The sequence below is a fragment of the Cupriavidus oxalaticus genome, assembly GCF_004768545.1.
GTDB lineage: Bacteria > Pseudomonadota > Gammaproteobacteria > Burkholderiales > Burkholderiaceae > Cupriavidus > Cupriavidus oxalaticus_A.
In genome coordinates this window covers 1,887,950-1,908,627 of the sequence record NZ_CP038634.1, presented here as the reverse complement: position 1 = coordinate 1,908,627, position 20,678 = coordinate 1,887,950, and the positions used below count along the sequence as shown (strand labels likewise).

The window sequence follows — 20,678 nt, the reverse complement described above, 5'->3', positions numbered from 1 at the left end:
GGTCGCGATGCGGACGCGGTTCAGGCGCCCAGGCGGCGCATTTCGGAGAGGAAGCGCTCTTCGGTCCATGGCTGGCCGTCGACGCCCAGGAAGCCGGCGGCGTTGAACGCGCGCACGATGTCCTGCGGGTTCTGCGCGCCGCCTTCGAAGGCGGCCTCAAGCGCGTCGCCCAGCGCGTTCTCGTAGGCGCTCGGCGCGGTGGCGCGGGTCTGCCAGACAATGTTGGCAACCTTGCCGGGTTGTTCGATATGGCCCTTGCCTGCGACGTTGTTCGGCGCCGGACGCTCCCAGGGCACCAGGTTCGGGTTGTACGAGAGGCTTTCCATTGCGCTTTGCTCCATGTCTTGCAGCTTGGGGGACCGTGTTCCGACGCCGCCCGGGCGCGACCTGCTTTTGCGCCCGTCGTGTTTTACTAATGAAACACTGGTTTAGATATTGAACACAGGTACGACTATAGACAACACAACCGTAAAAATTGACTGGGGTAAACCCGCGAAGCCGGAGCCAGGTGGCGCAAGCGGCGCGCCAAGGGAGCGGCGCCAAGCGGCTGGCGGCGCCGGGTAGGGTCAGGCGTCGCCTTGGGGCGGCAGCGCCGAGCGGATCAGCCGCGCGGTCGCGGCGGCCTGCTCGATGTAGCAGGCATGGCCGGCGTCGGGGATGAGCGCCAGCGGCAGGTCGAAGCGTTCGGCCAGCGTGCCGCAGGCCAGCGGGGTGGTCACCACGTCGCGGCTGCCGCAGGCAATGCGCGTGGGCAGTGACGCCGGACGGCGCGACAGATAACGGTCGATATCGTCGCCGCACAGCATCGCCACCGCCTGGCGATAGCCGTCCGGGTTGAGCCGCTGCATATTCCACTGCACCCACGCCTGCGCGCCGGCATCGGCCAGCTCGCTCAGCAGCCGGGCCGGCCCGCGTTGCGCCAGCCCTTCAACGCCAAGCGTATCCAGCGCCGCCAGCCGCTGCTGGGCCACCTGCTGCGCCTGCGCCTCCTTGCCCGCCGCGCCATAGCCCTGCGCCACGCTCAGCAGCAACAGCCGCGCCGGCAGGTTGCGCGCGTTCGCGACATAGGCCGCGGCCATCAGCGCACCCAGCGAATGGCCGACGATCAGCGCCGGCTGCATGCCCAGCGTCTGCAGCAAGCCATCGAGCCGCAGCGCGTAGTCCGATGCCAGCGGGCGCGCCTGCGCCAGCGGCGTCGAGTTGCCATAACCCGGCGCGTCCCAGGCGATCACGCGCGCCTGCGCCGCCAGCAGGCTGGCGCAAGGCAGCCACGAGGCCGCGCCGGAGCTGATGCCGTGCAGCAGCACGATGGCGGGCCCGCTGGTCCCGCCGCTGCGGTAGGTCACCTGCGCACCGCGGTCGACCGTCACCACGCGTTCCGCAAACCCGCTGCTCAGGGCCTCCAGTAGCTGCCGATCCGGCTGAGGAGGAATGGGGGGCTGATTTTGTTCCATATATAAAACTTAGGTTTGCGAATAAAACTTTTGAAGCATAGGCGTGCGCCTCGGGAAACGGGATGAGGGTAAACGATAGGCCTATCCGACACGGAAACGTCAACGCGCCGGCCTGGTGCACGCGCCGGTTTGCAGGGTGCGGCAGGCCTTGGCCCATGGCATCCGGCGCAGCGCCTTTGCCGGTGCGGCAAGACGCCTGGGCGACCGGGCCGCCGGTGGCGCGCGCCGCGCAGTGCCGATGCACCGCCCGTGCGCACGCCCGGCCCTGCGCGGGTGCAGCCAGCGGCTGTCCGGCGCGTCGTCGCCTTGCCGCACTAGGGATAACCCTCCTCACAGCTTTTGGAAACTCGCGGCTATATTTTGCTCAACGTTTCTTATGTTGTTTGATGTTCCATATATAAAACACAAAAGCGGCTATGGCAGCATTTTTGCTAGACACTGCGGCTTTTGACAGCCTGCGGGATCCACAAGAGGAGAACACCCTGCCAATAACAAGCCTGCCCTGAAACCCGGGCGCCATCGCAGCGGCCCGGACCACAAAGACGATTACAAGACGGAAAAACGGAAGGAAACTGGTAGATGAAACTTGCACGAACCGCCGCGGCGCTGCTCGCGGCTTCCCCCCTGCTGGCCTCGGCCCAATCGTCGGTGACGCTGTACGGCGTCATCGATAGCGGTGTCGAGTACGTGAGCAATGTCGGCGCCAACGGCGACAGCCTGGTGCGCATGCCCAACAACACCGCCACGGTGCCGTCGCGCTGGGGCATCCGCGGCACGGAAGACCTCGGCGGCGGGCTGAAGGGCCTGTTCGTGCTGGAATCGGGCTTTTCGCCGGACACGGGCAACGCCAACCAGGGCGGCCGCCTGTTCGGGCGCCAGGCGCTGGTCGGCCTGAGCAACCAGTATGGCCAGCTGTCGTTCGGCCGCCAGTACACGATGCTGTTCTGGGCCATCCTCGACAGCGATATCCTCGGGCCGAACGTGTACGGCTCGGGCTCGCTCGACAACTACCTGCCCAACACGCGCGCCGACAACGCGGTCGCATACAAGGCCAACTTCAACGGCTTCGTGGTCGGTGCCACCTACAGCTTCGGCCGCGACGCGGTCAACGCCGGCCCCAGCCCGGCCGGCACCAACTGCGCCGGCGAGAACCCGGCCGACAAGAAGGCCTGCCGCGAGTGGTCGGCCATGATCGGCTATGACAGCAAGACCTGGGGCCTGATCGCAGCCTACGATTCGCAGCGCGGCGGCCCCGGCGCCTTCGGCGGCCTGACCAACAGCAACCTGACCGACGACCGCCTGTCGCTGGGCGGCTACATGCTGCTGAAGAACACCAAGCTTGGCGCCGGCTGGATCCGCCGCGACAACGAAGGCAGCCCGACGCCGATCAGCGACCTGTACTACGCCGGCGTCTCCTACGACATCACTCCGGCGGTCAACCTGGCCGGCCAGGTCTACTTCCTGAACTACCACGGCAGCGACAACGAGGCCATGCTCTACGCGCTGCGTGCGACATACAGTTTCAGCAAGCGCACCTCGGTCTACGCCACCGCGGGCTATATCAATAACGACGGCCAGCTCGCCATGTCGGTGAGCGGTGGTTCGCCCGGCTCCAACCCCCGCCCCGGCGCGAACCAGTGGGGCTCGATGCTGGGCATCAAGCACATCTTCTGAGTCGGCTGAGTTGGCCACCATGCCCCGGCGCCGCGCGCCGGGCTTCACCAGCCGCTTCACCAGCCATGTTGGCCCCCGGCCCCCGCCGGGCGCCAAGTCTTACCGAGGTCTGAACATCATGAAGTCTGCACGCCGCAAAGTCCTGGCCACGCTGGCCGCCGCCACCACCGTGCTTTGCACCGGCGCCGCCCTGGCCCAGGGCGCGTACCCGAACAAACCCATCACCATCGTCGTTGCGTATCCGGCCGGCGGCGATGTCGACGTACTGGCCCGCATGTTCGCGGAAAAGCTGGCACCGCGGCTGAAGCAGTCGGTGGTGGTGGAAAACCGCACCGGCGCCGCCGGCACGATCGGCAGCGCCTATGTCGCGCGCGCCAACCCCGACGGCTACACGCTGCTGCTGGCGCCCAACACGGTCGCCATCGCTCCGCTGGTGCTGAAGGCCGGCACCGGCGCCAGCTACGACGTGCAGCATGACTTCACGCCGATCTCGCAGATCGGCACGCAGTCCCTGTTCGTGGTGGTCAACAAGGGCACCGGCATCACCAAGGTCAGCGACCTGGTGGCACGCGCCAAGTCGGGCAAGGTGGAAACCTATGCCACGCCGGGCAACGGCTCGCCGATGCACATCATGGGCGAACTGTTCAACAAGTCCGCCGGCATCAAGATCAGCCAGGTGCCGTATCGCGGCCTGGCGCCCGCCATTGTCGACGTGATCGGCGGGCAGGTGCCGGTGACCTACGTCACCTACGGCGCGGTGGCGCAGTACGTGGGCAACGGCAGCCTGGTGCCGCTGGCGGTGGCGGACCTGAAGCGCTCGCCGTTCGCGCCCAACGTGCCGACGCTGGCGGAGCTGGGCTACAAGGATGTCGAGATCGGCGCCTGGCAGGCGCTGCTGGGTCCGAAGAACATGCCCGCCGACGTGGTGCGAACGCTCAATACGCACGTCAACGACATCCTGAAGATGCCCGACGTGGTGTCGCGCATGGCCACCATCGCGGTCACGCCGGCGGGCGGCGAGCCGGCCGCGCTGTCGAAGCTGATCGCCGCGGATACCACGCGCTATACGAAGATCGTGAAGGAGTTCGGCATCCAGGCCGACTGATCCTCGCACCGGCGGCTTCCTGCGGAAGCAGGAGCCCGCCCGGCTGCGCGACGGCAATCCGTACGCAGCCGCTGCAAGAATTACCGTCAGCGCGGCGGCGTGGCGTGCACAAGCGCCATCGCTGCAAAGTGGTCCGGAAGTTGCTGTGTTTCGGGCATGGACTTCTCGTTCGACTGGCGCGAAGCGCTCTTCTTCACCGTCTCGCCACTCGAGATCGTCGTTCGCGGCACGGTGATGTACTGGGCGCTGTTCCTGCTGTTCCGTTTCGTCGTGCGGCGCGACATCGGCTCGATGGGCATTGCCGACCTGCTTCTGGTCGTGATCGTTGCCGACGCGGCGCAGAACGGCATGGCCGGCAAGGGTGAAGGCGTTGCCGACGCCATGCTGCTGGTCGTCACGCTGATTGCGTGGAACCGGTTGATCGACCTGTTGGCCTACCACTTCCCCACGTTCCAGCGCTTTGCCGAAGCGAAGAAAATCCTGCTCGTGCGCGACGGCACCAGGCTGCAAGAAAACATGCGGCGCGAATCGATCACCGACGACGAGCTGGAAGCCAAATATCGCGAGCAGGGGGTAGAAAAGCTCGAGGAGATCAAGGCGCTGTACCTGGAGGCGGATGGCAAGGTCAGCGTGATCAAGAAGAAGTAGATGCTCCCCGCCCCGCTCGCGGGACAGGGAGCCAGGCTCAGTTCACCTGCCGGTTCATCCCCTCCCAGAACGGCTCGCGCAGCTTGCGCCGCAGCAGCTTGCCGGACGGATTGCGCGGCAGCGCGTCGACGAACTCGATGCTCTTCGGCACCTTGAAGCCGGCCAGCCGCTGGCGCGTCCACGCGATGATGCCGTCGCGATCGGGCGATTGTCCCGGCTTCAGCACGACGATGGCCTTCACCGCTTCGCCCCACTTCTCGTCCGGCACGCCGATCACGGCCACGTCAGCCACCTGCGGGTGGCCGTAGATCGCGCTTTCGACCTCGGCCGGATAGACGTTCTCGCCGCCGCTGATGATCATGTCCTTGACGCGGTCGTGGATGTACAGGTAACCCTGCGCATCCATGTAGCCCGCGTCGCCGGTGCGCAGCCAGCCATCGGCGTCGATGGTGCGCGCGGTCTCCTCGGGCTGCTTCCAGTAGCCGGCCATGTTGTGCTGCGAGCGCACCACGATCTCGCCGACTTCATCGGGACCCAGCCCGCGCCCCTCATAGTCGACCACCTTGATTTCCACGCCTGGCAGCGGCTTGCCCGCGGCACGCATGCGCGGCACCTCTTCGGTGGTGTGGTCCTCGGGCGGCAGCGCGACGATGGTGCCGGTGGTCTCGGTCATGCCGTACTGCTGCACGAAGCCGCAGCCGAACACCTCGATGCCCTCGCGCAGCAGCGCCGCCGGAATCGGCGCGGCGCCATACAGCAGGTACTTCAGCCGCGAGTAATCCACTTGGCGCGCGCGCGGATCGCGCAGCACGATCTGCATGGCCGCCGGCACCATGAACAGCTTGCTGACGCGCTCGTGCTCGATGAAATCCAGCACCGCGCGCGGGTCGAATTCGCGCGCGACCACGCCCTTGGCGCCAGACAGCAGATTGCGCAGTCCCCAGCCCGAGCCGCCGATATGCGCGACGGGCATCGCCACCAGCGAGATATCGTCGGCCGTCCAGTGCGACCAGGCAATGCCTTCGCGCTCGCTGACCTCGGTGCCGATGGTCAGGTTGCGGTGCGTCAGCATCGCGCCCTTGGGCCGCCCGGTGGTGCCAGAGGTGTACAGCTGCAGCACCACGTCGTGCGGCGCCGGCCGGTGTGCCGGCGGCGTGGCCGGCTGCGCGTCGCGCCAGTCGGTGTAGCAAGGGGCATCGCCGCCGTCGGCGCACGGCTCCATCAGCACCACCGTGCGCACCATCGGCAGCGCCGGCAGCAGCGACTTTGCCATCGCCGCCGATTCCGGCCCGACGAACAGCACCACCGCGTCGCAATGGCCGACGATAAACTCGATCTCCGGCGGCGCCAGGCGCCAGCTGGCCGGAGTGGTGACGACGCCAGCCTTGGCCGCGCCGAGCAGCAGTTCGAAGTAGTGGTCGCTGTTCTTGCCGATATAGGCAATGCGGTCGCCGGCGTGGATACCCTCGGCCAGCAGCGCCTGCGCGACCCGGTCGGTATTGCGCTCGAAGTCGGCGTAGGTAGTCTGGCGGCCCTCGAACGCATATGCCACCGCGTCGGGCCGCAGTCCGGCGAAATGGCGCACGGCATCGGGCAGCGTGCTCAGGTAGCTGAAATCCATCCGCGTCTCCGTGTTGATTCCATCCAGGCCGCTTCGCTCAGCGCGGCGCCATCCGGATGGCGCCGTCCAGCCGCACGGATTCGCCGTTGAAATAGCCGTTGCGGCACATCTCGACGGCCAGCGAGGCGAACTCTTCCGGCTGGCCCAGGCGCTTGGGAAACGGCACCGAAGCGGCCAGCGCGGCCTTGACGTTCTCGGCCGCGCCCTGCAGCAGCGGCGTATTGAAGATGCCCGGCAGGATGGTATTGACGCGGATGCCCTCGCCCGCGAGGTCGCGCGCGATCGGCAGCGTCATGCCGACCACGGCGGCCTTGGACGCCGAGTACGCGGCCTGCCCCATCTGGCCATCCTGCGCCGCCACCGATGCGGTGCTGATGATCACGCCGCGCTCGCCGCCCGCGGTGTCCAGCGTCAGCATGCCGGCCGCCGAGCGCGCGATGCAGCGGAAGGTGCCGATCAGGTTGATCTGGATGATGCGTTCGAAGGCATCGGAGGGAAAGTGCTTGATCTGGTCCGGCGCTTCCTTGGAACGCGACGCGGTCTTGATGGCATTGCCGGTGCCGGCGCAGTTGACCAGGATGCGCTCCTGGCCGATGGCGGCACGTGCCCTGGCGAAGCCGGCCTCGACTTCAGCTTCCGAGGTCACGTTCACCTGGCAGAACACGCCGCCCAGTTCGCGCGCCAGCGCTTCGCCCTTCTCGGCGTTGAGGTCGAACAGCGCCACGCGCACGCCGTGCGCCGCCAGCGCGCGCGCCGTTGCCGCGCCCAGGCCCGAGGCGCCGCCCGTGATCACTGCCGATACCGATGCATTGAGTTCCATGCCGTCTTTCCCTTGTGTCTTGTTGCTGGCCGGACGGGCCACCGGTTCTGGTGCGCGCGCCCGCGATCTGAGAGTGGCCGGCGGGCGCCGAAATGCCCACGCCGGAGTGGGTTCGAGATTCGTGGATCGGCGCAAGCGACGCATCGTCCGAAGCGACGAATGGTTCCGACGTGGACCCAGACGTGGACCCGGGGTGGCCCGACGTGCCGGATGCGGCGGTGCGTCACCCGGCACCGCCGATGCGCTACAGTGGCGCGATCGACGTTCATTCCCGCGCCTCCGCCGGCAGCGTCACGCCGGGCCAGGTGCGGACATCCAGCCATGCGCAAACCCGATCGCAACGCCCCCTCCCGATCGATGTGGCCACGCCGGCTCACGCCAGGTGCGAGCCTGGCCATGCATGCCGCGCTGCTGGCGCTCGCACTGCTGTGTTGTACGGTTCCAGCGCCCGCTATGGCGGCAGGCCCGCTTGCCACCCTGCTGGCACCGGCCAAGCCCGCTCCGGCGCCGGCCAGCGCGCCGGCGGCCCCGGCCAGCGTGCCGCTGGCGCAGTCGCTCGACCAGGTCATCGCAACACTGCAGGACGATCGCGAACGGCGCGCGCTGGTCGGCCAATTGCAGGCCTTGCGGCGCGGCCTGGACGCTTCCGCGGTGGCGCCGGCGCCGGCGTCCGCCGCTGCGGCCGGCGCTTCGGCACCCGGGCTGATCGGAGCCGTGGCCGAGGTGCTCGACGAAGTCGACACGCACCTGCGCAAGGACCGCGGCCCGTGGCAATACTGGGGCTGGCGCTCGCGCTTCGCAGGCGAGGAATGGCGCGCCGCGCTGACCCACCGGGGCACCCGCTCGGGGCTGGAATCGCTGCGCGAATTCGCGCTGGTGCTGGCGGTATGGGCGGCGAGCGGCTGGGGCCTGTGGGAGATCGGCCATCGCATCCGGCGCCGGCGCGCGCCGCCGCGCCCGCGTACCGAGCGCGCCAGGCTGCCCGAGGTGCCGTCCTGGGTGGATGTCGGCGTCTTCATGCTGCGGCATATCGGGCCCTGGGTGATCGCATTCGGCATCACGCTGCTGATGGCGACGCGCACCTTCGCGCAGTCGCCAGCAGCCGTGGCCGCGGTGCTGGTCGCATACGCCATCGTGGCGGGTGCCGTCGCCGCCGCGATGTGCCAGGTCATCTTCGTCCTGTTCCGCACCGCGCACCGCCAGCTTGCGGTCCGGCAGCTGCTGGCGCGCTCGCCGTGGCTGCTGTTCTGCACCGGCGCACTGGCGGCCCTGGGCGACAGCGCCACCGACAGCCGCGTCGTCGCGGTGCTCGGCACCAACCTCGCCGCGCTGGTGTCGACCACGGCCAATATCGCCGCAGCACTGGGCATCGGCGTGTTCGCGCTCGTTTTCAGTCGCCAGATCGGCCAGCTGATCAGCCACCGGCCGCTGGCCTTCCGCCAGTCCCACCCGGGCCTGACCGACCTGCTGCGGCTGATCGGCCAGGCCTGGCACTTGCCGGTGCTCGCGGTGGTGGTCGCGTCGGTGATCGGCACGCTGCTCGCCGCCGGCCACGCCGATGTATTCCTGCGCCGCACCGTGGCTTCGGTCGCGCTGTTCGTGGCGGCACTGCTGCTGACGATGGTCGCCAGGCGCTCGCCCAAGGCAACGGCACGGCCGCCCCGCTTCCGCGACCGCCGGCGCTCGGCCTATGTGCAGCGCTTTGGCCGCTTCGCCATGGCGCTGCTGCGGGTGGCGATCTGGGTGGTATTTCTTGCCATGGTGATGCGCGTCTGGGACACGTCGCTGATGCAGCTGGCGGAATCTTCCGCAGCGGGCCGCCATATCACCGAGACCGTGTTCAGCGTGACCAGCACCGTGCTGCTGGCCTGGCTGGTCTGGCTGCTGATCGACACCGCCATCACGCAGACGCTGTCGCCCGCGCATGGACGCGGCGCGCAGCCCAGCCTGCGCGCCAAGACCATCCTGCCGCTGGTGCGCAATGCCTCGTTCATCGGGCTGCTGCTGATCGCGGTGATTGCCGTGCTGGCCAACCTGGGCGTCAACGTGACACCGTTGCTGGCCGGCGCGGGGGTGGTCGGGCTGGCGATCGGCTTCGGGGCGCAGAGCCTGGTGCAGGACCTGATCACCGGATTGTTTATCGTGGTCGAGGACTCTATCGCCATCGGCGACTCGATCGAGCTGCCTGACCATGCCGGCGTGGTCGAAGGTATGACCATCCGCACGGTCAAGCTGCGCGACGGACGCGGCGCGCTGCATACGCTGCCGTACAGCCAGATCAAGGCGGTCAAGAACCTGTCGCGCGGCTATGGCTATGCCGTGTTCAGCATCGGCATCAGCTACCACAGCGACCTCGACCGCGCCCTCGAGCTGATCCGCACCACCGGCACGGAAATCGCGCGAGATTTCCGCTACTCGCGCAACCTGATGTCGGGGCTGGACATCCTCGGCCTGGACCGCTTCGACCCGAGCGGGCCGGTGGTGATGGCACAGTTCAAGACCCGGCCGCTGACGCAGGCGGAAATCACGCGCGCGTTCAATGCACGCCTGAAGCGCAACTTCGACGCCCACGGCATCCGCATGGCATCGCCCAGCCTGACCATTCAGGTCGATGGCAAAGGGCTGCAGGTGGGGGGCGACGAGCAAGCGAACCCGGCGGCGCCATAGCAGCCGGTTCGAATGCCGGTTCGAACCGGCCCGTTCGCAGAAACGGGTATGGCAACCTATTCTCGGCCCGGCAACGGGGTCTTTTTGCCGCCAACATTCTGGACACGTGTGGCGTGTGTGAAACGCCCGGCACTATTTCCGTGCTGAAAATTTCGGCGTTCTCGTCACCCGCATTACCATCACGCCTCACAAGTCGGTAGTGCGCCCGACCTCCCATACGCTGCAAAGCAGCAATTTGGTATGGCCCCAGCTAAGTGTTATGCCTGCAATCCGTGTTTTCCCTCCCGACACGGGGGACAAAAGAAACAACATTGTTTGGCATGATTGCCTTATCGCAGCGCGCCGGATGAGCCTGACGGGACCGCTGCGAGCCGTATCGGCGCAGGTACAGAACGCCAGAGCGGCACCGATAACACAAAAGAAAGTGGCCACTTGCCGTGGCACAAGCAGGAGGCGTTTGCCGCCGGGGGGAATGTGAACATGGGCGAACACCCGACTACGGACGAGGACTTCCATCGTCTGGTCGACTCGATCTACGAGTCCGCGCTGGACGTTGCGGCAATGCCGGCGGCACTCGACCTTTTCTCCCGGTACACCTCCACCGGCAGCCCGCGTTACCTGATCTGGGACAAGCTCGCCGGCCATGCACGCCTGGGCGTCACGCCCCACGGCTGCTTCACCAACGGCGCAAGCGTTGGCGGCTGGCTGCCCAATCCGCTCGAGCTGCCCTACGCCGGCGCCTGCTGTATGCCGGCCGACACGCCTGACAGCCCCGCCTGCGCGCCGCTGCACACGGCCTCTCACGATGGCGCCGTGGCCGAGCGTCCAGTCTCCACGCTGGCATGCAGCGGACTCGAACATGGCATCCGCCTGGTCGAGAACGCCGAGGTCTGCGTACTGATGAGCGGCACCAGCGCGGGCAGCATCAGCGCCGGCCAGCGCGAGCGGCGCCTGGCCCACGTCATGCCGCATTGGGTGCGTGCCGCGCGCATGCAGCAGCGCAACTTTGAACTGAGCGGGCTGGCCAGCCTTGGCCTGGCCGGGCTCGATACCCTGGATTTTGGCGTGATGGTGCTGCAGGCCGACCTGCGCGTGCGCTACGCCAACAGCTGGGCCGAGGCGCTGGTGCAGGCCGACAGCCACCTGTCGCTGCAGGACGGCGTGCTGCGCGCCCACAGCGACACGCTGCAGGCGGTGCTGCGCAAGCTGCTCGACGGCGCCATGCGCGGCCGCGGCGCCGAAGCCGCGTCGGGCTCCTGGATGCACATCACCTCCGGCGGGCAGCCGGTGCCGATCATCGTCACGCCGCTGGTCTCGCGCCAGCCGGTGGAAGGCCCGTGGCAATTGCCGGCCGCGATGATGCTGTTCGGCAATTCGGAATCGCGCGCGGTGCTCGATGCGGGCGTGCTGGCCTCGCTGTTCGGGCTGTCGCGCAAGGAAAGCATCATCGCCGTCCGTCTCGCCGCCGGCGAGACGCTGAATGAAATCGCCGAGCGCGAGTTCCTGTCGCCGCATACGGTGCGCGTGCATATCCGCGATACGCTGCGCAAGACCGGCACGCACCGCCAGTCCGAGCTGGTGCGCCTGCTGCACCTGCTGCCGGGCGTCAATCTCGAACGCGCCGGGGTGACCTCGGCGGTCCGGCCGCGTACGCCGCGAGCGGGGACGGCCTGAAGCACTGGCACCGGCCCCCAAGGGTGACCCGGCCGGGGGGCACCTCCATATCGAATCGGTATCGCTTCCCAATAAATCAATATTGGACTGGCGCTCGACGCGTGAACTACGCTGTGGCCCACCCTGAGCCATCCGGAATGCAAGGCAGCCGCCGCCGCGTTCCGCAGGGCTCGCGTGCCACAGCTACCGGACTTCACCGTGACCGCCTTGCTATCCACCTTCGACCTGACGCCCCTGCCGCCGCACGCGCTCGCGTTCCGCGCCGAGGTCCGCGCCTTTCTTGACGAGCACCTGCCCGCCCTGCCGCCGGAAACCCGCGCGCGCTCGTGGATGGGGTTCGATGCGGCGTTCAGCCGCGCACTTGCGGCGCGCGGCTGGGTCGGCATTACGCTGCCGGCGCAATACGGCGGCGCCGGCCTCGATCCTTACTCGCGCTTCGTGCTGGTGGAGGAGTTGCTGGCCTGCGGCGCGCCGGTGTCGGCGCACTGGATCGCCGACCGCCAGAGCGGCCCGCTGATCCTGCGTTACGGCAGCGACGCGCAGAAGGCCCGCTACCTGCCCGCGATCTGCCGCGGCGAGGCGTTCTTCTGCATCGGCATGAGCGAGCCGAACTCCGGCTCCGACCTCGCCAGCGTGACGACCCGCGCCGTGCGCCAGCCCGATGGCTCGTGGCGCCTGACCGGCCGCAAGATCTGGACGACCAACGCCGACCGCTGCCACTTCATGATCGCGCTGGTGCGCACCTCGGGCACGCCGCAGGACCGGCAGGCGGGCCTGTCGCAGTTCATCGTCGACCTGCACGCGCCCGGCGTCTCGGTACGGCCGATCCACGACCTGGCCGGCGATGCGCACTTCTCCGAGGTCACCTTCGACGACGTCGCGCTGGCCCCGGATGCGCTGGTCGGCCAGGACGGCAGCGGCTGGGAGCAGGTCAACGCCGAACTCGCGTTCGAGCGCAGCGGCCCCGAGCGGCTGTACTCCAGCGTGGTGCTGCTCGACACCTGGCTCGACGCCATGCGCCGCCTGCCGCCGGCACGGCGCGACACCGTGACCGCGGGCCGCCTTGCCGGGCACCTGGCGGTGCTGCGCGCGATGTCGCTGGCGGTGACCGCGCGCCTGGCGGCCGGTGAAAGCCCCGTGGTCGAGGCCGCACTGGTCAAGGACCTGGGCACGACCTTCGAGCAATCGGTCCCCGCGCTGGTGGAAGCGGCGCTCGGCGACGAAGCGGCACTGGCCGCCGACGGCGCGCTCTATCGCACGCTGGCCTACGTCACGCAGATCGCCCCGTCGTATTCGCTGCGCGGCGGCACGCGCGAGATCCTGCGCGGCATGATCGCGCGCGGCCTCGGCCTGCGCTGAAGACCCGCCGCACCGTCCCGACGTCCTGCCCCCCCGACGAGACCCATCATGCATAACGCTTACTCCGACGCCCTCGACGCGCTGCTGCGCGATTGCTGCACGCCCGCCACGGTCCGCGCGCTGGAACGGCAGGCCGATCCCTCTCCCTTGTGGCAAACTCTGCGCGACAGCGGCTTTGCCGACTGCCTGCTGCCCGAGGCCGCCGGCGGCGCCGCGCTGCCGCTGCCTGAACTGGCCCCCGTGCTGTTCGTCACCGGCCGCCATGTCCTGCCGCTGCCGCTGGCGCAGACCATCTTCGCCCGCGCCCTGCTGCACGCGCAGGGCATCGCCCTGCCCGACGGACCCATCGCCCTGGCGGGCTTCGACGACGGCGCGCCCGCTGCGCTCGTCGCCGATGCGCGCCATGCCCGGTGGTTCCTGGTGCAGGACGGCGAGCGTTGCCTCTTGCTGCCGGCGGCCGACGCGCGCGCCGAACTCACCGGCGCGCACGCCGACCTGACCCTGCGGCTGCCGCGCCCGGAGGCGGCCATGCCGGCTGCGTTCCGGCTGGCGCCCGGCACGCTGCGCACACTCGGCGCCTGCCTGCACGCGGTCCAGCTGGCCGGGGCGCTGTCGCGGGTGCTCGACCTGACGCTGCAGTACGCCAACGACCGCCAGCAGTTCGGCCGCGCCATCGGCAAGTTCCAGGCGATCCAGCATCAGGTCAGCGAGATGGCCGAGCATGTGGCGGCAGCGCGCGTGGCGGCGCAGCTGGCCTGCGCCAGCACCACCGGCCAGCCCGAGCGCCTGCGCGCCGCGCTCGGCAAGCTGCTCGCCAGCGATGCCGTCACGCCAGTGGCGGCCATCGCCCATGCGGTGCACGGCGCGATCGGGATCACGGAGGAATACGACCTGCAGCTCTGCACGCGCCGGCTGCATGCGTGGCGCGTGGCGGACGGGTCGGAGCGCTGGTGGAGCCGCGTGCTGGGCGAGGCGGTGCTCGACGGCACGGACAGCCGGGCGGTCGAACTGGTGCGTGGATGGTGCGAGTGAAAATGAAAACGCGCATTGCCTGAGGTTTCAGGCAACGCGCGTGGCAAGCACTGCGAAGGATCAGGCGATCACGCGGCCAGGCTCAGCCCGCTGTGCGACTTGCGGTGCCGGCGCTCCGGCTTGCATTCGTACTTGAGTTCGGTGCGCCCGTCTTCATAGGCCACTTCCAGGCGCACGGTAAAGCCCCACAGCCGCGTCACGTGCCGCACCACTTCGTCGAAATTGTGCGCCAGCGGCCGGCGGTCATTCTGCAGGTGGCGCAGCGTCAGCGAACGGTCGCCGCCGATATCGACATTGGTGACCTGGATATTGGGCTCCATGGTCGACAGGTCATACTGCGCCGCCATCAGCTGGCGGATCGCGCGATAGCCCTCGTCGTCGTGGATGGCGGTGACGCGCAGCTTGCCCTCGCGGTCGTCGTCCAGCACCGAGAACAGCTTCAGTTCGCGGATCACGCGCGGCGACAGGAACTGCAGCAGGAAGCTCTCGTCCTTGAAATTGCGCATCGCAAAGTCCAGCGTCGTGCGCCAGTCGCTGCCGGCGATCTCCGGCGCCCAGCGGTAGTCCTCGTCGGTCGGGTTCTCGCACATGCGGCGCAGGTCCTGGAAGATCAGGAAGCCCACCGTGTACGGGTTCAACCCGCTGTAATACGGGCTGTGGTACGGCGGCTGGTAAATCACGTTGGTGTGCGCCTGCAGCAGCTCCATCATGAAGGCATCGTTGACCAGCTTTTCTTCGTAGAGCTGGTGGATGATGGTGTAGTGCCAGAACGTTGCCCACCCTTCGTTCATCACCTTGGTCTGGCGCTGCGGGTAGAAGTACTGCGCGATCTTGCGCACGATGCGCACGATCTCGCGCTGCCACGGCGCCAGCTTGGGCGCGTTCTTCTCGATGAAGTACAGCAGATTCTCCTGCGGCTCGGGCGGGAACGTCATTTCCGGCGCCTCTTCGTCGGCCGTCAGCGCGTGCGGGCGATGCTTGGGCAGCGTGCGCCACAGATCGTTGACCTGCATCTGCAGGTAGTTCTCGCGATCGGCCTGGCGCGCCTTCTCTTCGGTGATGGAGAGCTTCTTGGGCCGCTTGTAGCGGTCCACCCCGTAGTTCTGCAAGGCATGGCAGGAGTCGAGCAGCAGTTCCACTTCCTGTTCGCCGTAGCGCTGTTCGCACTCGGCCACGTAGTTCTTGGCGAACAGCAGGTAATCGACGATGGCGTCCGCGTTGGTCCAGGTGCGGAACAGGTAGTTGCCCTTGAAGAAGGAGTTGTGGCCGTAGCAGGCATGCGCGATCGTCAGCGCCTGCATCGGCATGGTGTTCTCCTCCATCAGGTAGGCGATGCAGGGGTTGGAGTTGATGACGATCTCGTAAGCCAGGCCCATGTGGCCGCGCTGGTAGCTGCGCTCCGACGCCAGGAAGTGCTTGCCATAGGACCAGTGGTTGTAGCCCACCGGCAGCCCTGCCGACGCGTAGGCGTCCAGCATCTGCTCGGCCGTGATGATCTCGATCTGGTTGGGATAGGTATCCAGCCCGAACTCGCCGGCGATGCGGGCGATCTCGCGGTCATACCGGTTGACCAGCTCGAAGGTCCATTCCGAACCCGTGGACAGATAAGCCATCTTCGCCCCTTGTTGCGGGCAAGGCGCCAACCGCGCAGGCGCGCGCTGGCGCGCCGCGTGGTCCGCGTTGCCTTGCCACCAGACTTCACTGCGGCCTTCGCTGCCGGTTGCCCCGGCAGCAGGCCCCAACTAAGCCGCCCGCTTCTGGAACAGGTCGTGCAGCACCGGGTAGATTTCGTCCGCGCCGATGATGCGCTGCATCGCAAAGTGCTCGAACTGGCCCTTGACCGTCAGATACTCTTCCCAGAGGTTCTGTGGTTCCTCGGACGCCACTTCCACGTATGCGTAGTACTGCACCAGCGGCAGGATCGACTCGCGCAGCAGGCGTCCGCACAGTTCGGAATCGCCAGCCCAGTTGTCGCCGTCGGAGGCCTGCGCGCAGTAAATGTTCCACTGGCTTGGCGGATAACGGTCATGGACCACCTCCACCATCAGCTTCAGCGCACTGGACACCACGGTACCACCGGACTCGCGCGAGTGGAAGAAGTCTTCCTCTTCGACTTCCTTGGCCACCGTGTGATGCCGGATGAACACCACGTCGATACGCTCGTAGTTGCGCTTCAGGAACAGGTACAGCAGCATGAAGAAGCGCTTGGCCAGGTCCTTGCGGCTCTCGTCCATCGAGCCGGACACGTCCATCAGGCAGAACATCACCGCCTGGGCCTGCGGGCGCTTCTTGAGCACGCGGTTGTTGTAGCGCAGGTCGAGCTTCTCGATAAAGGGCACGCGATCGATGCAGGCGCGCAGGTGCCGCATCTTCTCCATCAGTTCGAGCGTGCCTTCGGCGTAGGGGCCGTCCTTGTCCAGCGCCTCGGCGTACTCCAGCTCCAGGTCGCGCAGGCGCTTCTGGTAAGGGCTGGACAAGGCGATGCGCCGCCCGATCGAGCTGCGCATGGTGCGCAGGATCGACAGGTTGGACGGGGTGCCGTCGATGGAATAGCCGGCGCGCACCTTGCGCACTTCGGCGATCTTGGCAAGGTGGCGCTTGGCCAGGTCCGGCAGCGCCATGTCCTCGAAGAAGAAATTGAGGAAATCCTCGCGCGACAGCGTGAAGACGAAATCGTCCTCGCCTTCGCCGCTGTCGCTGGCCCGCGAACCGCTCCCGCCACCGCCCTGCTGCTGCCGGTCGAAGGAATCGCCCTTGACGAACTTCTTGTTGCCAGGGTGGATCCACTCGCGCCGGCCGCCCGGGCCGTGGTGGAAGATCGGTTCGGTGATGTCCTTGACCGGAATGGACACCTGGCCGCTCTGCTCGATGTCCATGATCTTCCGGCCGGACACCGCCTTTGCCACCGCCTGCCGAATCTGTTCGCGGTAGCGCTTGATGAAGCGTTGCTGGTTGACGGCACTCTTGTTGCCGCCGTTCTCGCGCCGATCGATGACCGTAGCCATATGTTGCCCTCGTTGAGAGACTGCTTCCGCGGCGCCGTTACGATGATTTTCTTACGCGCAGATACCACTCCACCAGAAGTCTCACTTGCTTGGGCGTGTACCCCTTCTCGACCATGCGGTTGACGAAGTTCTCGTGCTTGTCCTGGTCTTCGCGAGAAGACTTGGCGTTGAACGAGATCACCGGCAGCAGGTCCTCCGTGGTGGAGAACATGCGCTTCTCGATCACCATCCGCAGCTTTTCATAGCTGGTCCAGACCGGGTTCTTGCCACTGTTGTTGGCCCGCGCCCGCAGCACGAAGTTGACGATCTCGTTGCGGAAGTCCTTCGGGTTCGAGATACCCGCCGGTTTTTCCACTTTCTCCAGCTCGTCGTTCAGGGCGTTGCGGTCGAGGATTTCGCCGGTGTTGGGATCACGGTACTCCTGGTCCTGGATCCACAGGTCGGCGAACACCACATAGCGGTCGAAGATGTTCTGGCCATATTCGGAGTACGACTCCAGGTAAGCGGTCTGGATCTCCTTGCCGATGAACTCCACGAACGGCGTGGTCAGGTACTCCTTGATGTACGACAGCAGCTTGGCTTCCTGCTCCGGCGGGAACTGCTCGCGCTCGATCTGCTGCTCGAGCACATACAGCAGGTGCACCGGGTTGGCCGCAACTTCGGTATTGTCGAAGTTGAAGACCTTGGACAGGACCTTGAACGCAAAGCGCGTCGACAGCCCGTTCATGCCCTCGTCGATGCCGGCGTAGTCGCGGTACTCCTGGTACGACTTCGCCTTCGGGTCCACGTCCTTCAGGCTTTCGCCGTCATAGACGCGCATCTTCGAGAAGACGTTGGAGTTCTCGGGCTCCTTGATCCGGGTCAGCACCGCGAACTGCGCCATCATCTTCAGCGTGTTCGGCGCGCACGGCGCGGCCGACAGCGAACTGCAGCGCAGCAGCTTGTCGTAGATCTTCACCTCGTCGGACACGCGCAGCACGTACGGCACCTTGACGATATAGATACGGTCCAGGAATGCCTCGTTGTTCTTGTCCGACTTGAAGGTGGTCCACTCCGCCTCGTTCGAGTGCGCCAGGATGATGCCGTCGAACGGAATCGCGCCGAAGCCTTCCGTGCCCTTGTAGTTGCCTTCCTGGGTCGCGGTCAGCAGCGGGTGCAGCACCTTGATCGGCGCCTTGAACATTTCGACGAACTCGAGCAGGCCGCGGTTGGCCAGGCACAGGCCGCCGGAATACGAGTACGCATCCGGATCGTCCTGCGGGAAGTCCTCGAGCTTGCGGATGTCCACCTTGCCCACCAGCGACGAGATGTCCTGGTTGTTCTCGTCGCCCGGCTCGGTCTTCGAGATCGCGATCTGCGACAGCACCGACGGGCGCAGCTTCACCACCTTGAACTTGGTGATGTCGCCGTTGAACTCGTGCAGGCGCTTGACTGCCCATGGCGAGGCAATCGTGTTCAGGTAGCGGATCGGGATGCCGTAGTCCTCTTCCAGGATCTTGCCGTCTTCTTCCGGCGAGAACAGGCCCAGTGGCGACTCGTGGATCGGCGAACCCTTCAGCGCGTAGATGGGGATCTGTTCCATCAACGCCTTGAGCTTCTCCGCGAGCGAGGACTTGCCGCCGCCGGGAGGCCCGAGCAGATACAGGATCTGCTTGCGCTCTTCCAGGCCCTGCGCGGCGTGCTTGAAGAATGAGACGATCTGCTCGATCGTGTCCTCCATGCCATAGAAGTCGCGGAAGGCCGGATAGATGCGGATGACCTTGTTGAAGAAGAGCCGGGACAGCCTCGGATCGTGGTGGGTGTCCACCAGTTCAGGCTGGCCGATCGCGGCGAGCATGCGTTCGGCAGCGGTCGCGTAGGCAGTCGGATCCTTCTTGCAGATCTCCAGGTACTCCTGGATGCTGTATTCCTCTTCCTTGCGGGCTTCGAAGCGCGTAGCGTAATGGCCGAAAATGTCCATACCTCACTCCCGTCAGAGTTCACATCCGAGGCGAAGGTAGTTCTACCCTTCAAGACTTCGCAAGTTCCGCGGTTCGCCACCCCGGCTTGACGACCGGTGAATGTTGCGAAGACTTTACTTCATCATAGTCAAATAACGGCGATGGTGGAGTCCGAGTTGACGAATCTTGCATCGACGCAACGCTTGTTTCCACGCTGCGTTTATCGCCTGATTCCGCTGGTGGCGCTGTCAGCTTTTGGCTGATATTTCCACTCGGTGCCGCACCCCGCGCGCGACGGGCCATTGACTATGCTTGTGACACACCTTACACCTTTCCGCCGATCCGTGCACAGCCGGTTTTGTAACCGGAAACACAAAAGCCGGCATCCTGTGCCGGCTTTTGTGTTGCTTTCAGAATTAGCTTAGACGCGCATCAGCAAACGCAGAGTGCTGATAGCAGTTGGCACTGCGCGCGGCCATCAGAGCGTGCGTGCCACCAGCTCTTTCATGATTTCGTTGGAGCCGCCGTAGATCTTGCCGACGCGTGCGTTGGCGTACATGCGCGCGATCGGATATTCCAGCATGTAGCCGTAGCCGCCGTGGAACTGCAGGCACTCGTCGATGATCTCGCAATTCTTTTGCGTGCACCACCACTTGGCCATCGCGGCGGTCGCGGCATCCAGTGTACCCGCCATCAGGCGCATCATGCAGTCGTCGACGAAGGTGGAGGCGATGGTGGCCTCGGTCTTGCACTCGGCCAGGCGGAAGCGGGTGTTCTGCAGGTCGGCCAGCGCCTGCCCGAAGACCTTGCGCTCGCGCACGTATTCGGTGGTGAGCTCGATCGCGCGATGCATCGAAGCGCTCGCGCCCAGCGCGATGATCATCCGCTCCTGCGGCAGCTGCTGCATCAGTTGGTAAAAACCCTGCCCTTCCTGCTCGCCGAGCAGGTTCTCGCACGGCACCAGCACGTCGTCGAAGAACAGCTCGGCGGTGTCCTGGCCCTTCTGTCCGATCTTCTCGAGGATGCGGCCGCGGCGGAAGCCTTCGAGGTCGCGCGTCTCGATCATGATCAGCGAGACGCCACGCGAGCCGGCTTCCGGATCGGTCTTGGCGACCAGGCACACGAGGTCGGCGTGGTAACCGTTCGTAATAAACGTCTTTGCACCGTTTATGCGATAGCAGTCTCCGTTTGCGGTCTGTTCGCGCACCGCGCGGGTGCGTACCGATTTGAGGTCCGAGCCGGCGCCAGGTTCCGACATGGCGATGGCCGCGACCATCTCGCCGCTGGCCATCTGCGGCAGCCACTTCTTCTTCTGCGCTTCGGTGCCGTAGTTGAGCAGGTAATGTGCCACGATGCCGCTGTGCACGTTGTTGCCCAGGCTGGTGAAGATGGCGCGCGCCATCTCGCGCGTGATCACGGCTTCATGCGCGAAGTTGCCGCCGCCGCCGCCGTACTCTTCGGGGATGCTGGCGCACAGCAGGCCGGCCTGGCCGGCGCGGCGCCACACGTCGCGGTCGATATAGCCCTGCTCGGCCCAGCGCGCTTCATTCGGTGCCAGTTCGCGCTCGATAAAGCGGCGTACGGTGTCCTGGAACATTTCCAGGTCTTCGGTCATCCAGGGAGTCTGGCGTGCGGCGGGCGCCGCATGGTGGTGTTGGGTTGCCATAAGTATTCGGATA

At 66.5% G+C, this 20,678-nt stretch carries 15 protein-coding genes; 7 read left to right on the top strand and 8 right to left on the bottom strand.

Annotation, left to right across the window (positions count from 1 at the left end):
- Positions 1 to 20: 20 nt before the first annotated feature.
- Positions 21 to 326 carry a recombinase-like helix-turn-helix domain-containing protein gene (locus tag E0W60_RS08505; protein WP_371704171.1) on the bottom strand — a complete coding sequence of 102 codons (306 nt, stop codon included), beginning with the start codon at positions 324 to 326 and terminating at the stop codon, positions 21 to 23.
- Positions 327 to 566: 240 nt separating this feature from the next.
- Positions 567 to 1,454, bottom strand: coding sequence for an alpha/beta fold hydrolase (locus tag E0W60_RS08500; protein ID WP_135703651.1), 888 nt, complete (start codon positions 1,452 to 1,454; stop codon positions 567 to 569).
- A 579-nt stretch (positions 1,455 to 2,033) separates the two neighbouring features.
- On the opposite strand from E0W60_RS08500, the gene E0W60_RS08495 reads away from it, so the two are divergent.
- From E0W60_RS08495 to E0W60_RS08485, 3 genes are all read left to right on the top strand, one after another.
- Positions 2,034 to 3,128 carry a porin gene (locus E0W60_RS08495; protein ID WP_135703650.1) on the top strand — a complete coding sequence of 365 codons (1,095 nt, stop codon included), beginning with the start codon at positions 2,034 to 2,036 and terminating at the stop codon, positions 3,126 to 3,128.
- A 118-nt stretch (positions 3,129 to 3,246) separates the two neighbouring features.
- On the top strand, positions 3,247 to 4,233 hold the full coding sequence (locus E0W60_RS08490) for a Bug family tripartite tricarboxylate transporter substrate binding protein (RefSeq protein WP_133094898.1): 987 nt from the start codon (positions 3,247 to 3,249) through the stop codon (positions 4,231 to 4,233).
- A 156-nt stretch (positions 4,234 to 4,389) separates the two neighbouring features.
- On the top strand, positions 4,390 to 4,881 hold the full coding sequence (locus tag E0W60_RS08485; protein WP_133094897.1) for a DUF421 domain-containing protein: 492 nt from the start codon (positions 4,390 to 4,392) through the stop codon (positions 4,879 to 4,881).
- A gap of 37 nt (positions 4,882 to 4,918) precedes the next feature.
- Here E0W60_RS08485 and E0W60_RS08480 read toward each other — a convergent pair whose 3' ends face one another.
- Positions 4,919 to 6,502: a fatty acid--CoA ligase gene (locus E0W60_RS08480; RefSeq protein WP_135703649.1), complete on the bottom strand. Its 1,584-nt coding sequence runs from the start codon at positions 6,500 to 6,502 to the stop codon at positions 4,919 to 4,921.
- Between the two features lie 37 nt (positions 6,503 to 6,539).
- Positions 6,540 to 7,322 (bottom strand): SDR family NAD(P)-dependent oxidoreductase, encoded by a 783-nt coding sequence (locus E0W60_RS08475; protein WP_133094895.1) that lies wholly within the window; start codon positions 7,320 to 7,322, stop codon positions 6,540 to 6,542.
- 321 nt (positions 7,323 to 7,643) lie between these two features.
- Between E0W60_RS08475 and E0W60_RS08470 the strand changes: the two genes are divergently transcribed.
- The 4 genes from E0W60_RS08470 to E0W60_RS08455 all read left to right on the top strand — a co-directional run bounded on the left by E0W60_RS08470 (position 7,644) and on the right by E0W60_RS08455 (position 14,054).
- Positions 7,644 to 9,989 (top strand): mechanosensitive ion channel family protein, encoded by a 2,346-nt coding sequence (locus E0W60_RS08470; protein ID WP_135703648.1) that lies wholly within the window; start codon positions 7,644 to 7,646, stop codon positions 9,987 to 9,989.
- Between the two features lie 480 nt (positions 9,990 to 10,469).
- Positions 10,470 to 11,663 carry a helix-turn-helix transcriptional regulator gene (locus E0W60_RS08465; protein WP_135703647.1) on the top strand — a complete coding sequence of 398 codons (1,194 nt, stop codon included), beginning with the start codon at positions 10,470 to 10,472 and terminating at the stop codon, positions 11,661 to 11,663.
- 198 nt (positions 11,664 to 11,861) lie between these two features.
- Positions 11,862 to 13,022 carry an acyl-CoA dehydrogenase family protein gene (locus E0W60_RS08460; RefSeq protein WP_135704010.1) on the top strand — a complete coding sequence of 387 codons (1,161 nt, stop codon included), beginning with the start codon at positions 11,862 to 11,864 and terminating at the stop codon, positions 13,020 to 13,022.
- Between the two features lie 48 nt (positions 13,023 to 13,070).
- Positions 13,071 to 14,054 carry an acyl-CoA dehydrogenase family protein gene (locus tag E0W60_RS08455; protein ID WP_135703646.1) on the top strand — a complete coding sequence of 328 codons (984 nt, stop codon included), beginning with the start codon at positions 13,071 to 13,073 and terminating at the stop codon, positions 14,052 to 14,054.
- Positions 14,055 to 14,122: 68 nt separating this feature from the next.
- Here the strand turns inward: E0W60_RS08455 and E0W60_RS08450 are convergent, their stop codons facing one another.
- The 4 genes from E0W60_RS08450 to E0W60_RS08435 form a co-directional block, all read right to left on the bottom strand.
- Positions 14,123 to 15,667 carry a SpoVR family protein gene (locus tag E0W60_RS08450; RefSeq protein ID WP_135703645.1) on the bottom strand — a complete coding sequence of 515 codons (1,545 nt, stop codon included), beginning with the start codon at positions 15,665 to 15,667 and terminating at the stop codon, positions 14,123 to 14,125.
- A 129-nt stretch (positions 15,668 to 15,796) separates the two neighbouring features.
- The gene (locus tag E0W60_RS08445) at positions 15,797 to 17,059 is read right to left on the bottom strand and encodes a YeaH/YhbH family protein (protein ID WP_133094890.1); all 1,263 of its coding nucleotides are present in this window, start codon (positions 17,057 to 17,059) and stop codon (positions 15,797 to 15,799) included.
- Between the two features lie 37 nt (positions 17,060 to 17,096).
- Entirely contained in the window at positions 17,097 to 19,019 is a 1,923-nt protein-coding gene (locus E0W60_RS08440; RefSeq protein WP_133094889.1) for a PrkA family serine protein kinase, read from the bottom strand.
- 458 nt (positions 19,020 to 19,477) lie between these two features.
- On the bottom strand, positions 19,478 to 20,665 hold the full coding sequence (locus tag E0W60_RS08435) for an acyl-CoA dehydrogenase family protein (RefSeq protein ID WP_135703644.1): 1,188 nt from the start codon (positions 20,663 to 20,665) through the stop codon (positions 19,478 to 19,480).
- Between the last annotated feature and the right edge of the window lie 13 nt (positions 20,666 to 20,678).

Excerpts from the sequence above, each read along its gene's own strand:
- E0W60_RS08480 (WP_135703649.1), bottom strand. The coding sequence starts at position 6,502 with ATGGATTTCAGCTACCTGAGCACGCTGCCCGATGCCGTGCGCCATTTC.
- E0W60_RS08440 (WP_133094889.1), bottom strand. The coding sequence starts at position 19,019 with ATGGACATTTTCGGCCATTACGCTACGCGCTTCGAAGCCCGCAAGGAA.
- E0W60_RS08465 (WP_135703647.1), top strand. The coding sequence starts at position 10,470 with ATGGGCGAACACCCGACTACGGACGAGGACTTCCATCGTCTGGTCGAC.
- E0W60_RS08455 (WP_135703646.1), top strand. The coding sequence starts at position 13,071 with ATGCATAACGCTTACTCCGACGCCCTCGACGCGCTGCTGCGCGATTGC.
- E0W60_RS08495 (WP_135703650.1), top strand. The coding sequence starts at position 2,034 with ATGAAACTTGCACGAACCGCCGCGGCGCTGCTCGCGGCTTCCCCCCTG.
- E0W60_RS08490 (WP_133094898.1), top strand. The coding sequence starts at position 3,247 with ATGAAGTCTGCACGCCGCAAAGTCCTGGCCACGCTGGCCGCCGCCACC.
- E0W60_RS08485 (WP_133094897.1), top strand. The coding sequence starts at position 4,390 with ATGGACTTCTCGTTCGACTGGCGCGAAGCGCTCTTCTTCACCGTCTCG.
- E0W60_RS08505 (WP_371704171.1), bottom strand. The coding sequence starts at position 326 with ATGGAAAGCCTCTCGTACAACCCGAACCTGGTGCCCTGGGAGCGTCCG.
- E0W60_RS08475 (WP_133094895.1), bottom strand. The coding sequence starts at position 7,322 with ATGGAACTCAATGCATCGGTATCGGCAGTGATCACGGGCGGCGCCTCG.
- E0W60_RS08470 (WP_135703648.1), top strand. The coding sequence starts at position 7,644 with ATGCGCAAACCCGATCGCAACGCCCCCTCCCGATCGATGTGGCCACGC.
- E0W60_RS08500 (WP_135703651.1), bottom strand. The coding sequence starts at position 1,454 with ATGGAACAAAATCAGCCCCCCATTCCTCCTCAGCCGGATCGGCAGCTA.
- E0W60_RS08445 (WP_133094890.1), bottom strand. The coding sequence starts at position 17,059 with ATGGCTACGGTCATCGATCGGCGCGAGAACGGCGGCAACAAGAGTGCC.
- E0W60_RS08450 (WP_135703645.1), bottom strand. The coding sequence starts at position 15,667 with ATGGCTTATCTGTCCACGGGTTCGGAATGGACCTTCGAGCTGGTCAAC.
- E0W60_RS08435 (WP_135703644.1), bottom strand. The coding sequence starts at position 20,665 with ATGGCAACCCAACACCACCATGCGGCGCCCGCCGCACGCCAGACTCCC.